This window comes from Dactylosporangium aurantiacum, assembly GCF_000716715.1.
In the GTDB taxonomy this organism is placed as follows: Bacteria; Actinomycetota; Actinomycetes; order Mycobacteriales; family Micromonosporaceae; genus Dactylosporangium; species Dactylosporangium aurantiacum.
The window spans coordinates 62,734-76,740 of the sequence record NZ_JNYJ01000009.1 but is presented as its reverse complement, the minus strand read 5'-3'; the positions used below and the strand labels follow the sequence as shown (position 1 = coordinate 76,740).

The following is a 14,007-nucleotide window of genomic DNA, read 5'->3' as shown; positions in this document are numbered from 1 at the left end:
CAGGGCGAGGCCGAGCCGGACACCGTCGTACAGGTGGGTGCCGCCGGCGAGCGCGGCCAGCACGCCGGCCGCGTACAGGTCGCCGGCGCCGGTGGCGTCCCGCACCAGGTCGGGCGCGACGGTGTCCTGCGGGTGGAACCGTGCCCGCAGCAGCGGACCGGAGCGGGTGAACGTGGTGACCCCCGACGGGCGTTTGACGTGCACGACCCGGCCCGGCCGGCCGACGCGCAGGATCCGGTCGGCGGCCCACGTGTCGTCGCCGGTGGCGCCGAGGGCCAGCAGCTCCCGCTCGTTCACCAGCACGTGGTCGGCCATCGTGGCGAGGGCCGCGACCGGGGCGGCGCCGCCGGCCGCCCACACGTGCCCCGGGTCGAACGTCAGCACCGTCTCGGGGCTGCGGTCGCGGACCGTGGCCAGGATGTCGGCGAGGACGGCGGGGCTGCGCTCGTCCAGCAGCGACGTGACGTGCACGGTCCTGGCCGCCGACAGGTACTGCACGACCTGCTCGAAGCGCGACTCCAGGTGCGCGGCCATGCGGTCGTTGGCGCCGGGGTGCACCAGCAGCGTCCGCTCGCCCTCCTCGACCAGGGACAGGCAGACGCCGCTGAGCTCGCCGGGCACGTCCCGTACGTGCTCGGTGTCGATGCCGAGCCGCCGCAGCCGCTGCACGATCGGGGCGCCGGGCGCCGGCAGCCGGCCGGCCACGCCGATGTAGCCGAGCCGCAGCCCGGCGCCGGTGTGGGCGAGCGCGGCGACCGTGTTGTACGCCGACCCGCCGACCGCGACCCGGACCGCCGCGGCGGGCACGGTGCGCATCGCCGCGTCCACGGTGGCCGCGCCCACCCGGCATTCGCCGCCCCAGTCGACGGCGCCGCGCAGCAGGGACCGCGCGGCGGTCGAGACGGGGGCGATCGAGTCGAAGTTGAGCGCCCCCACCCCGACGACGTCGAACCGGAAACCCACCCTGCTCCTCAGCCGCCCGCCGCGATCGGCGCGCCGACCCGGGTCGGTGCGGCCGGGTCGAACGCCGCCTCGACCGTGACCCGCTCCATCTCCTGCGCGAGGGCCTCGATCTCGGCCGGGCCGAGCCGGTGCGTGTCGGCGCAGATCGACACGTCCACCGCGTCGGGCGCGGCGTCGACGCTGATGTTGAGCTCGGCGTCGAGCACGTCGACCTTCCGGTTCCACCAGCTGGTCGAGCGGGGCAGCGCGGCGCGCAGCTGCTGCGGCGTGGCGAGGTCCGCCGGTGGCGGCGCGCCGTCCCGGGTCCGCCGGTCGTTGACGATGATCGAGAAGTCGACGTCGCCGCGGTCGGCGCGGACCCGCTCCAGCATCGCGGTGAGTGCCAGGGGGTCGAAGTGTCCGTGCATGTACGCGTTCGTCGCCGCCGTCCAGGCCCGCGCGACGACCTCGTCGAAGGTCGCGTCGGCCACGTCGACGGCGCAGATGGCCAGCTGGGCCAGTTGACTGACGGAGTCGGCGCAGCCGGGGCGGAACCGGTTGCTCACCACCAGCTGCGCCACGCTCGGGCTGCGCCCGGTCAGCCTGGCCAGGGCGACCGAGTAGGCGGCGAGCACCACGTAGCCGACGCCGGCGCCGGTACGGTGCGCGACCAGCTGCATCGCCAGGTGCATCGCCGGCGAGCGGCGGGTGACCTCCCAGTACCGTGGCCGCCGCGGGTCGTCCGAGACGCCGAAACGCTGCGCGGGGATGGACCGCAGCAGCTGCTCCCAGTAGCGCAGCGACTTCTCGCTCTGCCGCCGCCCGGCCGGGGTCGCCTGCTTCGCCGCCAGCTCCAGCGGGGTGAGGCCCGACACCGGCGCCGTGGTCGTGCCGGTCTCGGGGTCGAGGTTGGCCATGTCGCGCACGATCGCGTCGATGCCGGAGCCGTCGACGGCGACGTGGCAGTACAGCACGACGACGTGGGTCACCTCGCCGCCGTGGCGCACGACCCCCATCCGCACCGGCCATTCGTGCTCGTAGTCGAAGGGGGTCCGCTCGTACCGCGAGCGCAGCTGCTCGGCGGCGGCGGCCGGGTCGTCGTCGGTGTCCAGCACCTCGAGGGTCAGCTCGCCCTCGGCGGACACGACCTGCCGGGTGGCGTCGGGGTCGAACCGCAGCCTGGTCCGCAGCGCCTGGTGGCGGCCGACGAGGTAGCGCAGCAACATCTCCATGCCCTGCACGGTGGTGCCGGGCGGCATCGGCACGGTCCCGCCGATGTTCATGCTGAGCCCGGTGTCGCGCATCGTCTGCCAGATCCCGAGCTGCGCCCAGGTCAGCTCGGCGACGCCGGATCCCTCACCGTGGAACGGCACGAGGATGCGACTTGTGCGAATGCCCATCGCTATTCCCTTCTGTGACCGCCCATGGAAATTGTGGGCGAGCATCCGCAGAAGTCAATGGGCCGTCCGGCGGTCGCGGTCCTCGGACGCGTCAGGGGGCGATGGACGCCCGGCGGGCGGCGCGGGACCGGCGCAGCGCGACGACGCCGATGACGATCAGCAGCGCGCCGAAGACACCGATGCCGGCCACGATCATCGTCAGGTCGTGCAGCGACAGGTCCGACAGGAACGAGGTGCCGCCCGCGCCACCGGCCGGCCGCGCGTGGGCCGCCGAGGGCAGCGCCGTCAAGACCACGAGTGCCACCGCCGGCACGACAACCCACCGCATCCGTCGCAACATGGGGCAAGTGTGCCAGCCGTCGCCGCGTTCCGTCACCCGAGGGCGGGCCGGGGTGAGGACCGACGGGTGAGGCCACCGGTCAACCGGGCCGCCGCCGTCATCACCGGTCACGGCGCCCCGGATCAGATCCCGGTCAACGGCCGGCAGACGATGCTGCACGGCTCAGGTCGGCGGCGGCCGGCAGGGCGGCGCGGGCGCCGACCGCGCGGGTGGCGAGCGCGCCCGCGACGCAGGCCAGCCGGACCGCCTCGTCCAGGGGGCGGCCGGTGTCCAGGGCCCACGCCAGGGCGGCGCAGAACGCGTCGCCGGCGCCCGTGGTGTCCACGGCGTGCACCGGGTGGGCGGGCACGGTGGTGGTGCCGCCGGGGCGGTGCACGCGGCAGCCGGCCGCGCCGAGGGTCACCACGACGGCGCCCACGCCCGCGGCGAGCAGGTCGGCGGGGGAGCCCAGCACGGCCAGCTCGTGCTCGTTGGGGACCAGGACGTCGACGTCGGCGAGCAGGGCCGGCGGGAGGGCGACGGCGGGCGCCGGGTTGAGCACGACCCGCCAGCCGGCGGCGCGGGCGAGGCGGGCGGCGGCGGCGACCGCGGGCAGGGGCACCTCGAGGCTGGCCAGGACGACGCCGGGCGGGCCGGGCGGCAGCCTGATGTCGGCCGGGGCGAGGTTGGCGTTGGCGCCCGGCACTACGGTGATCGCGTTCTCGCCGTCGGCGGCGACGAGCACGACGGCGAGGCCGGTCGGGGCGGCGTCGTGGACCAGGGCGGAGGTGTCCACGCCGGGCAGGGAGGCGGGGTCGAAGCCGGCGCCGACCCGGGCGGCGAGGGTGCAGGCGCCGCCGAGGCGGGCGACGGCGGTGGCCTGGTTGCCGCCCTTGCCGCCGTGGCCGGTCGAGGACCGGGCCGCGATGACGGTCTCGCCGGGGGCGGCGATGTGGGCGGTCTCGATCACCAGGTCGGTGTTGACGGCACCGACGACGAGGACGGTCACGCCCCCGATCATGCACCCTTGCGAGCGCCGGCCGGCCCGCGGCCACCCGGGCCGGCCGTCTCGCTTCCGGTGAGCTTGTGCGATCGCGTGCTTCGCTTCCGGTACCACCAGTTTCAGCCGTCCGTGCGGTCACAGGGCGGGAACCGCCACGACACCACCCGAACGGTGAGGACCGGCCGCGGGGTCGGGGTCAGCCGATGGTGAATCCGCTGACCGCCCCGGCGAGGTCGGTGGTGAGGCGGTCCAGCCGGGTGGTGAGGTCGCGGGCCCGCAGCACCGTGTCGTGCGCCTCCTTGCGCTTGGCGGCCACGGCGGTCATCGTGTCGGCGATCTCGGCGGCGCCGGTGGCGGCCCGGCCGATGCCGCCGCTCATCCCGGCCGTGGTGCTGCTCTGCAGCTCGACGGCGCGGGCGATCGTGCTCTGGTACCCGCTGACCCGGCCGATGACGTCGGTGATCCGCCCGATCGCCTGCACGGCGCCGGTGGTGTCGGACTGCAGCGCGGCGATGCGGCGGGTGATGTCCTCGGTGGCCGTGGCGGTCTCCTGCGCCAGATCCTTGACCTCGCTGGCGACGACGGCGAAGCCCTTGCCCATCGCCCCGGCGCGGGCGGACTCGATGGTGGCGTTGAGCGCGAGCAGGTTGGTCTGCTCCGCGATCGACGTGATGACCTTGATGACCGCGCCGATCTCCGACGACGAGTCGCCGAGCCGGGTCATGGTCCTGCCGGTGGCGTCGGTGACCCGCACCGCGTCGGCGGCGACGGTGGCCGCCTCGGTGCTGCTGCGGGAGATCTCGCCGATGCTGGTGTCCAGCTGCTTCGCCCCGTCGGCGACGCTGGTCACCTGGGCGTGCACGTCCCGGGCGGCGTCCAGGACCCGCTGCGACGCGGCGACGGACCGCTCGGCGGAGGTCAGCATCTCCTCGACGACACCGCCCAGCTGCCGCCCGGCGTCGGTGAGGGCACCGCTCGCCGCGGCGACCTGCCGGACGATGCCGGCGACCCGGTCGAGGGTGCCGTTGACGGCCGCGGCGACCTGCGGGTCCGCGCCGGCCAGGACCCGGCCGGTGAGGTCGCCGGCGGCGGCGCGGCGCAGCACCGCGGCGGCGGCGTCCCAGCCGCCCGTGCGCCGCCGGCCCGCGGCGAAACCGATCCCCGCGCCCGCCACGGCGCATACCAGCATGATCAAGATCGTGGTCACGGCAGCCTCCCCGACTCCTATCGGCAGCGGACGGGCGCGGCACAGGGAAACGGCGGTTGCCGATGATGGACTTCGGCCATCGATGGTGCAGGATGGTCGCGATGAGTGAGCTGCTGCTGGGCGGGCGTTATCGCCTTGAGGAGCTGCTCGGTTCGGGCGGCATGTCGGTGGTGTGGCAGGCCCGTGACGAGGTCCTGCACCGGGCGGTCGCGGTCAAGGTGCTGCACCTGCGCGACGCGGCCGCCCGCGAGCGGATCATGGGCGAGGCCCGCGCCGCGGCCGCCCTGTCGCACCGCAACCTGGCCCAGGTGCACGACTTCGGCGAGGACGGCTTCCCGTTCCTGGTGATGGAGCTGGTCGGGGGCCGCACCCTGCAGCAGCACGTCGACGCCGGGGAGCTGCCGCCCGCGGAGGTGTTCGGCATCTGTGCCGGTGTCGCCGCCGGGCTCGCCGCGGCGCACGCGGCCGGCCTGGTCCACCAGGACGTCAAACCGGCCAACATCATGGTCACCGACGGCGGTGCGAAGCTCGTCGACTTCGGGCTCGCCGCCCCCGTCGGCCCGCAGCCGGTCGAGGACGTGCTGGGCACCCCCGCGTACCTGGCGCCGGAGCGGCTGTCCGGCCACGTCGTGCCGGCCTCGGACGTCTACGCCCTCGGTGTGCTGCTCTACCGGCTGCTCGCCGGCACCCTGCCGTGGCCGGCCGGCACCACCACCCAGCTGATCCGCGACCACGTCTTCACCCCGCCGGTGCCGCTGCCGCCGCTGCCCGGGGTGCCCGACGCGGTCGCCCGGCTGTGCATGGCGTGCCTGGACAAGGAGCCGTCCGCCCGCCCCTCCGCGGGCCGGGTCGCCGCGGTCCTGGCCGCCGCCGCCGACCCGGAGTCGTCCACGTCCGCCGCGGTCCTGGCCGCCGCCACCGATCCGGAGCCGTCCGCCGCGGCACCGGCCACGGCGGCCGCACCACTGCCGGCCCGGGTCCCGGCGCACCACGCCGCCGTGCCGGACCCGACGCGGTCGCGCGCCCGCTGGTACGCCCTGGCCGCCGTCGTGCTGCTGCTCGCCGCCGGGCTGCCGTGGCTGGCCGCCGCGATCGACCGGGCCGACCGGCCGCAGGGCACCGCCGGTGCGGTGACGGCCGCGCCCGACACCGCCGCGGGCGGGTCCGCCGGCGGCGCGGCGGCGGGGCCGACCGGCGGGGCACAGTCCGCCACGCAGCCGGGCCAGCAGCCGGGCCAGCTGCCGGGCTCGGCCACCGACGGCTCGGCGTCGTCGCCGGCCGCGCCGCCGGGCGGCGCGGCCACCGTCACCGGCACGGCACCGCCGCCGGGGACCGCCGGCCCGTCGCCCGCGCCGACCCGCCCGGTCACGTTCACCACGGAGGCCGGCACCGTCCAGGTCGCCTGCGCCGGCGGCGGTCAGGTCCGGGTCGTCACGGCGGCGGCGATCCGGCCGTACAAGACGGAAACCCAACACAACGGTCCGGCCGCGACCGCCGCCGTCGAGTTCCGGCGCGGCAATGACCTGGTCCGGATGGCCTTCACCTGCCCGTCCGGCACCCCCGAGATGACGGTGACCCGCGACACCCGCTGATCCGCGCTGTGCGCACTTCTACCTATGCATCGCCGATGACCAATGGTCGTCTGGGGGCATGAGCAGAGCAACCACCAGCGCGGTCGTCCTCGGCGCGAGCATCGCCGGGCTCCTCGCCGCGCGCGCGTTGAGCGAGACCTTCGACACCGTCACCGTCCTTGACCGCGACGACCTCACCGGCAGCGGGGCCCGCAAGGGCGTCCCGCAGGGCCGGCACGCCCACATGCTGTTCGCCCGGGGCCGCGAGATCCTCGAGGAGCTGTTCCCCGGGCTCACCGACGAGCTCGTCGCCGCCGGGGCGCTCACCGTCGACATCCACGCCGGGTTCGCCTGGCACAACGGCCCGGCGCCGATGGCCCGCGCCGCGTCCGACCTCGTCGTCCTGGCCGTCAGCCGGCCCGCGCTGGAGGACTACCTGCGGGCCCGCGTCGGCAAGCTGCCCAACGTGCGGCTGCGCGGCGGGCTGGAGGCGACCGGGCTGCTGCACGAGGCGGGCACCGTCACCGGCGCCCGGGTCGTGCCGCTCGGCCCCGGCGGCGCCACCGAGGCGCTGCCCGCGGACCTCGTCGTGGACGCCACCGGCCGCGGCAACCGGGGCCCCACCTGGCTCGCCGAGCTCGGCTACGCACCGCCGGAGCAGGACAGCGTCATGGCCGGCGTGGTGTACGCGACCCGCGAGTACGAGCGGGCACCCCTGCCCGGCGGCACCCTCGGGGTGCTGACCGGCGTGACGCCGCGGTACCCGTTCGGCGCGGCGCTGCTGCCGATGGAGGGCGACCGCTGGATCCTCACCCTCGCCGGCCTCGGCGACGACGTGCCGCCGACCGACGAGGAGGGCTTCGCCGCCTACGCGACCCGCCTGCCGATCGCCGACCTGGCCGAGGTCGTGCACCGGTCCCGGCCGCTGACCCCGCCCCGGCCGTTCCGGGTCCCGGCCAGCGTGCGCCGGCGGTACGAACGGATCGGACGCCACCCGGAGGGCTTCGTCGCGTTCGGCGACGCCATCTGCGCCTTCAACCCGATCTACGGCCAGGGCATGACCGTCGCCGCGCTGGAGGCGCTGGAGCTGCGCGCGGCGCTGCGCGACGGGCTGGCCGGCCTGCCCCGGCGCTTCTACGCCAGGGCGTCGACGGTGATCGACACGCCGTGGGACATGGCCGTCGGCGGTGACCTCGCGTTCCCGTCCGTGCCGGGCCGGCGGACGGCGAAGGTGCGGTTCTTCAACTGGTACATCGCCAGACTGCTGCGCGCCGCGGAGACCTCGCCGGAGGTGGCGGTGGCCTTCCACCGCGTGGTGAACCTGACCGCGCCGCCGCAGACGCTGTTCGCCCCCGCGGTCCTGCGCCGGGTGCTGTCCGCCTGACCCCGCGCCCGCCGCCACGACCCGGAGCGCGTCGGGCGACCGGTCGGCGGCGAGGTGCTGGGTGCGGGCCACGAGCAGGGTCCGCAGCCGTTCGGCGCCGCCGGCGCTCGCGGCCGGGTCGTTGCCGGGCACCTTCGTGATCGCGTCCAGTGTGGAGCCGGTGCCCGCCCAGCCGGCCGGGCGTGCGGCCGGCGTCGTAGGGGCCCTGGTCGGCGGTGCCGCGGAAGGTGAGGTTGTGGTCCCAGGCCACCACCCTGAACCGGCCCGTGGCGGCGGCCGTCGACGTTCGTGTCGAAACTGATCAGCCAGGCAAGCGTCTCGGGCTGTTCCGCCCGCAGCACGGTCCGGCCGATCCCGCCGGGCGCTGCGCCGCCGCCGGGACGGAACCCGCCCTCCCCGGCCTGACCGTTTCTGGTCAGTCCGGCGAGGGTCGAGTTGCCCCTCAGCCTGGGCCGGTGACGAACGGCTGGACCCGGTCGGTGCCGAAGACCAGCGTCAGCACTGCCAGGAACGCGGCGCAGCCGGCGAGGAGCTGCCGGTACTGCCGGATCAGCACGTCGCGCTGGGTGAACCGGTGGACCCAGCGGTCCCGGGCGCGGACCGGTGGTCGAGGGTTACCCGCAGGCCGGTACCGCAGCGGCACCCGCCGTTGCTGCGTGACCCGGTTGACCCGCTGCTTGATCTCGACGTGGACCGTCGTGTCGTCGGTGCCGCCGAACCGGTCGCCCTGGTGGCGGATCCGCAGCTTGCGCCGCGGGAGCGCGCGATGACCGCCGATCCGCTGAGGCTGGGACCTCGGGTGAACGCCGGGCATACAGGGGCGCCCCGGCACACGGGTGTGTGCCGGGGCGCCCGCCGGTCGGGGTCAGCCGGCGGCGACCAGCTCCTTGTGCTCGGCCGGCAGGTGCTCCTCGGCCTTGCCCTCGACGTGCAGCTCGGGCAGGACCCTGGCCAGCCACCTCGGCATCCACCAGTTGACCCGGCCGAGGACGTGCATGACGGCCGGCACCAGCAGCAGGCGCACCACGGTCGCGTCGAGCAGGATCGCCGAGGCCATGCCGACGCCGATGACCTTGAGAACCAGGTCGGGGCTCGGGATGAAGGCGGCGAACACCGCGATCATGATGGCGGCCGCGGCGGTGATGACGCGGGCGGTGCTGGCCAGGCCGTCGGTGACGGCGCGGCGGTTGTCGCCGGTGCGGGTCCAGACCTCGCGCATCCGGCTGACCAGGAACACCTCGTAGTCCATGGACAGGCCGAACAGCACCGCGAACATCAGCACCGGCACGAACGCGGGCAGCGGCGTCTCGGTGTCGATGCCGACCAGCCGGCCGGCCCAGCCGCCCTGCAGGACGAGGGCGACCACGCCGTACGCGGCGGCGACGGACAGCAGGTTCATCACGGCCGCCTTGACCGCGACGGCGACGCTGCGGAAGGAGACCAGGAGCAGCAGCATGGACAGCAGCACCACGCCGCCGATGAGCAGCGGGATCCGCCGGGCGATGTTGGCGGTGCTGTCGATGGCGGTGGCGGTGACGCCGCCGACGTGGACCTCGGCGCCGGTGCCGGCGACGGTCTGCGGCAGCATGTCGCGCAGCCGCTCGACGAGGTCCTCCGTGCGGGCGTCCTGCGGGCCGGTGCGCGGCAGGACGGTGACGACCGCGGTGGTGCCGTCCTGATTGACCTGCGCGGGCATCGCGGCGGCAACCCCGTCGACGCCGGGCAGCGCGGCGGCGAGCTTGTCCAGCGCCGCGGTGTCGCCGGCGCGGGGCAGCTGCACCGCGAGGACGAGCGGGCCGTTGGCGCCCGGGCCGAACCCGTCGGCGACGAGGTCGTACGCCTGGCGGGTGGTGGTCTCCTCGCGGTTGTTGCCGGCGTCGGGGAAGCCGAAGCGGACGCCGAGGAACGGGGCGGCGAGCGCGAGCAGGATCGCCACGCCGAGCAGGGCGGAGACGAACCGGTGCCGCTGGATCAGGGCGCTCCAGCGCAGCCAGCCGCGGCCCGGCTCGACGTGCCCGCCGGCGGCGACGGTGACGGTGGCGCGCCGGCCGAGCGGCAGGCGGAGCCGGTCGACGTGCCTGCCGAGGTAGCCCAGCAGCGCCGGGAACAGGGTGACGCTGGCGGCCAGGACGACCACGACGCCGAGGATGGTGACGAGCGCGGCGCCGCGCATGAAGGACAGGCCCATCGCGAACAGGCCGAGCATGCTGACCACGACGGTGCTGCCGGCGACCATGACGGAGCGGCCCGCGGTGTCCAGCGTGGCGACGGTCGCCGCCTCCGGGTCCAGGCCCGCGGCCCGCCACTCGCGGAAGCGGGTGACCATGAGCAGCACGTAGTCGATGCCGATGCCGATGCCCATCATGGTGGCCAGGGACGTGGACCAGTCGGGCGCGTCGACGAACCGGATGAGCACCCCGGTGAGGGTGCTGCTGACGGCGAGCCCGGCGACGGCGACGAGGACCGGCAGGCCGGCGGCGATCACCGAGCCGAACATGAGCAGCAGGATGATGATGGCGGCGGCCAGGCCGATGCCCTCGGAGCCGATCTCGCCCTGCTCGGCGCGCTGGATGCTCTGCCCGCCGAGGGCGACCTTCAGCCCGTCGCGGCCGAACTCGCCGGCGATGTCGATCAGCCGCTGGCTGGCCTCGACCGGCATGTCGTCGGGGTTGACCACGTCCAAGCGCAGGTCGGCGACCGCGGTGCGGCCGTCGGCGGAGATCCCGCCGGGCGCGGCGAACGGGTCGGCGACGCCGGCGACGTGCGGCGCGGTGGCGAGCTTGGCCAGCAGCGCCTGCACGTCGCTCTTCGCGCCGGCGACGCCGTTGTCGGCGCGCACGACGACGGTGACGGTCGCGCCGGACTGGCTGGCGAAGCGCTCCTGCAGCAGCCGCTGCGCGGCCTTGGAGTCCGACCCGGGCGCGGAGTAGTCGGCGGCGAACTCGCCGCCGAACGCCATGGACAGCACGACGGCCGCGACGAGGGCGACGGCCCAGGCGACGAGGGTGCGGCCGCGGCGCCGGTACGCCACCCGGGCGAGCCGCCCGAGCGGGCCGAGCACGGGATTCGGGAGGTCGGGCTCTTTCGGCTGTGTGACGAGCTCGGTCATGGTTGTCCCCGCCTGGTTTGGGCTTATGAGTGAATGGGCATCAGTAGCGTTACGACTATTAACCAACACGACGCCACGTCACTTGTCAAGCGCCTTCACGTCTGTAACGATGCTTAACGCAACGGTCATCAGGAGGAACAATGAGCACGTCAAGCCGCTCGGCCCCCCGACGCGAGAAGGCCCGAGCGGCGACCATCGACGAGATCAAGCTCACCGCGCTCACCCACATGCGGGAGACGGGCACGGTCGACTTCCGCTTCGCCGACATCGCCCGCGCCATGGAGATGACGCCGCCCGCGCTGTACCGGTACTTCGCCGACCGCGACGAGCTGCTCAGCGCGCTCATCGCCGACGCGTACAACGACCTCGGCCGCGTCGTGGCGGAGGCCCGCGACGCCGTCCCGGACGAGGACATCGGCGCCCGCTTCCTGGCCGTCGCGCACGCCTACCGGCAGTGGGCCCGGCAGGAGCCGCAGCAGTTCGCGCTCATCCTCGGCCTGCCCGTGGCCGGCTACGCCGCCCCCGTCGACGGCCCCACCACCGAGGCCGCGCAGCGCGCCATGTCACAGCTGTCGTCGCTGTTCGTGCAGGCCATCGAGCGCGGGGTGCTGGGCCCGCCGCGGCTGCGCGACGTCCACCCGGTCATCGCGGAGTGCGCCGCCCAGAAGAACGAGCACCTTGCCACCGCCATCCCGCCGGAGACGTTCCAGGCGATGCTGCACACCTGGTCGACGCTGCACGGCTTCGCCGCCCTGGAGGCGTACGGCCACTTCGACTGGATCGACGAGGCCGGCCGCGACGCCCTGTTCGACGGCCACGCCCGCCTCGCCGCCGAGGTCGCCGGCATCCCCGCCCCGAATACCGCCCGCCACGACTGACGCGAGCCACCGGAGGCGGCCGGGGCGCCCCGCGGTCACCGGGGGCGTCGCCGCGGCCAGCTCGGCGGCCAGCTCGGCGGCGAGGTCGCCGGCGGTCGCCGGTCGAGGCCGCGGGCGGTGAGCTCGTCCAGCGGGACCGGGGTGCCGTCGTGGGCGACGAGCCGCGCCGGGCCGGTCCACGAGTGCTGCCAGGTGGCGGCGCCCGCGTCGAGCTGGGCGGCGTTGGTCGCGGCCCGGGCCGACAGCTCGGGCCACGGCATGACGCGCAGGCCCGGCCCCTGGAACGCGCCGGCCTCCAGCCGGCGAAGCAGCTCGTCGAGGTCGGCGCTCACCAGGTGCGGCGCGGGGCGCAGGTCGGTGACGGCTCCGGCGCCGGGGCCGGCGGTGATCACCGCGATCCGGTCCCGGACCTCGGCGGGCAGCGCCGGCTCGCCGCGCGCGGCCAGGAACCGCGCGAAGCCGCCGAACAGGTCGGCGGGCACGTACCCCCCGCTCGCGCAACGGGTCGACGAGCCCGCTGCGGTACTGCTGCCACGCCACCTCGACGACCGCGCCGCGCCGCAGGACCTCGGCCGCGCCGGTGCGGCCCGCGAGCGCGACGAGGGTCGCGTCGGCCTCCCGGTCCAGCACCCGTCGATCGGCGCGGCGACGGCCGGGTACAGCCGGGCGTACGCGAGGAACAGGGCCAGCACCCCGGCCAGCAGCACCACGAGCATGAGGGAGAACCCGGCGAGCGGCGCCACGGCCGCCCTTGCCCGCGCGGCGATCATTACGGCGCCTCCCCCGATCGCGTCCAGCCAGAGGAGGCTAGGCGGTGACTAGTGCTCTGACCACGAACGTTCACGGTGTTGGATGACTCGCCGCTCAGCCTCCGGGGTGGGCGGCGTGTCTGCGTTCAGGCTGTGCCGATGGCAGAACCCGTGCGTGTGCGGCGGTTGTCTGACCAGGAAGGTCAGCAGCTCCTGCGAATAACCAGACGAGGACCAGCTCAGCGATCAAACTCCGCCGGGCAATGGTGGTCCTCGCCTCCGCCGGCGGCAACAGCGTGCCGGTGATCGCGAGGCTGGTCCAAGCCGATGAGGACTCCGTCCGGCAGGTCATCCACCGGTTCAACGAGATGGGCATGGCCTGCCTCAACCCTCAGTGGGCGGGTGGCCGTCCCCGCCTGATCAGTGAAGACGACGAGCAGGTCGTCGTCGCGGCGGCCAGCACCAGACCCGAAGCCCTCGACCAGCCGTTCACCCGGTGGAGCCTGCGCAAACTCGCCGACTACCTCACCCACAACCACGGCCCCGCCACATACGGATCGGTCGGGAACGACTCCGGTAGATCTTGCGCAAGCACGACATCACCTTCCAGCGCACGAAGACGTGGAAGGAGTCCAACGACCCGGCCAAGGCGGTCAAGCTCGCCCGGATCGAACAGGTTATGACCGAGTTCCCGGACCGGGTCTTCGCGTTCGACGAGTTCGGGCCGCTGACCATCCGCCCGCACGCAGGTGCGACCTGGGCGCCGGCCGGGCACCCCGACCGGCTCCCCGCGAACTACCACAAGCTGCACGGCGTCCGGCAGTTCCACGGCTGCTACAGCGTCGGCGACGACACCCTGTGGGGTGTTGTCCGCCGACGGAAGTCCGCAGCAACACCCTCGCCGCGCTCCGCTGTGCCCGCCACCCCGACGTCCTCAAAGCGCAACGCCGCGAACGCGCCCGCATCCGCTCCGAACGCCAACGCAGATGGGGTCAGCCCGCCGCACAAGCGGCGGCCTGACCCACACCGTGAACGTTCGTGGTCAGAGCACCAGCCAGACCCATCGCATCCAGCCACCGATCAGCAAGCACCACCACCAATGCCGATCCCGGCATCCGGCCTTGATCTGTCTATCTACGGTGGTCATCGACCCGGGCGCAGTCCCGACCGTGGTCACGGTCGGCGATGCAGGTTCGGCGCATGATCTGGTCGACGTTCGAGGTCAGCTCATCCATGGCACGGTCGAGCCTTCCCATGTCGTCCCTCCGCAACCACCGCGCGATCGTCGGCAGTGGCACCCTCGAGTGGCTTTCGCTGCAGGTGCTGTCCCCGCTGTGCGACATCCTTGGCTGCGCCCTCGCCGAGCTGATCACCACCACCGCGTAGAACGCCGGCGTCCGCAAGACCGCCGCCGGCGACCTGCCCGCCGACTGCTACGAAGCTAC

General features: G+C 74.6%; 11 protein-coding genes and 2 pseudogenes. 5 read left to right on the top strand and 8 right to left on the bottom strand.

The features are described 5' to 3' along the window. Positions 1–6: 6 nt before the first annotated feature. The 5 genes and pseudogenes from OP18_RS62525 to OP18_RS12685 form a co-directional block, all read right to left on the bottom strand. Positions 7–816 (bottom strand): annotated as a pseudogene (locus tag OP18_RS62525) (carbohydrate kinase family protein); the annotation flags it as partial. Between the two features lie 155 nt (positions 817–971). Then, a complete protein-coding gene (locus OP18_RS12700) occupies positions 972–2,342 on the bottom strand; it encodes a condensation domain-containing protein (RefSeq protein WP_033359039.1) in 1,371 nt (456 codons plus the stop codon). A 91-nt stretch (positions 2,343–2,433) separates the two neighbouring features. Continuing rightward, complete coding sequence (locus OP18_RS12695; RefSeq protein ID WP_033359038.1) at positions 2,434–2,670, bottom strand: hypothetical protein; 237 nt, start codon at positions 2,668–2,670, stop codon at positions 2,434–2,436. Positions 2,671–2,815: 145 nt separating this feature from the next. Next, on the bottom strand, positions 2,816–3,670 hold the full coding sequence (locus OP18_RS12690; RefSeq protein ID WP_052386629.1) for a PfkB family carbohydrate kinase: 855 nt from the start codon (positions 3,668–3,670) through the stop codon (positions 2,816–2,818). Between the two features lie 190 nt (positions 3,671–3,860). After that, entirely contained in the window at positions 3,861–4,871 is a 1,011-nt protein-coding gene (locus tag OP18_RS12685) for a methyl-accepting chemotaxis protein (protein ID WP_052386628.1), read from the bottom strand. Positions 4,872–4,972: 101 nt separating this feature from the next. Between OP18_RS12685 and OP18_RS52375 the strand changes: the two genes are divergently transcribed. After that, entirely contained in the window at positions 4,973–6,463 is a 1,491-nt protein-coding gene (locus tag OP18_RS52375) for a serine/threonine-protein kinase (RefSeq protein WP_081970716.1), read from the top strand. 58 nt (positions 6,464–6,521) lie between these two features. Next, a complete protein-coding gene (locus tag OP18_RS12675) occupies positions 6,522–7,826 on the top strand; it encodes an FAD-dependent oxidoreductase (RefSeq protein WP_033359036.1) in 1,305 nt (434 codons plus the stop codon). A gap of 442 nt (positions 7,827–8,268) precedes the next feature. On the opposite strand, the gene OP18_RS12670 is transcribed toward OP18_RS12675, so the two are convergent. Then, positions 8,269–8,640, bottom strand: coding sequence for a CYTH domain-containing protein (locus OP18_RS12670; RefSeq protein WP_033359035.1), 372 nt, complete (start codon positions 8,638–8,640; stop codon positions 8,269–8,271). Positions 8,641–8,691: 51 nt separating this feature from the next. Then, positions 8,692–10,935 carry an MMPL family transporter gene (locus OP18_RS12665; protein ID WP_052386626.1) on the bottom strand — a complete coding sequence of 748 codons (2,244 nt, stop codon included), beginning with the start codon at positions 10,933–10,935 and terminating at the stop codon, positions 8,692–8,694. 140 nt (positions 10,936–11,075) lie between these two features. On the opposite strand from OP18_RS12665, the gene OP18_RS52370 reads away from it, so the two are divergent. Next, entirely contained in the window at positions 11,076–11,813 is a 738-nt protein-coding gene (locus tag OP18_RS52370; protein WP_052386625.1) for a TetR/AcrR family transcriptional regulator, read from the top strand. A 35-nt stretch (positions 11,814–11,848) separates the two neighbouring features. On the opposite strand, the gene OP18_RS12655 is transcribed toward OP18_RS52370, so the two are convergent. Beyond that, entirely contained in the window at positions 11,849–12,583 is a 735-nt protein-coding gene (locus OP18_RS12655) for a hypothetical protein (RefSeq protein WP_156089479.1), read from the bottom strand. Between the two features lie 138 nt (positions 12,584–12,721). Here OP18_RS12655 and OP18_RS55060 point away from each other — a divergent pair. Further along, positions 12,722–13,582, top strand: a pseudogene (locus OP18_RS55060) (helix-turn-helix domain-containing protein). A gap of 180 nt (positions 13,583–13,762) precedes the next feature. Then, complete coding sequence (locus OP18_RS60510) at positions 13,763–13,948, top strand: helix-turn-helix domain-containing protein (protein WP_245635361.1); 186 nt, start codon at positions 13,763–13,765, stop codon at positions 13,946–13,948. Positions 13,949–14,007: the final 59 nt, after the last annotated feature.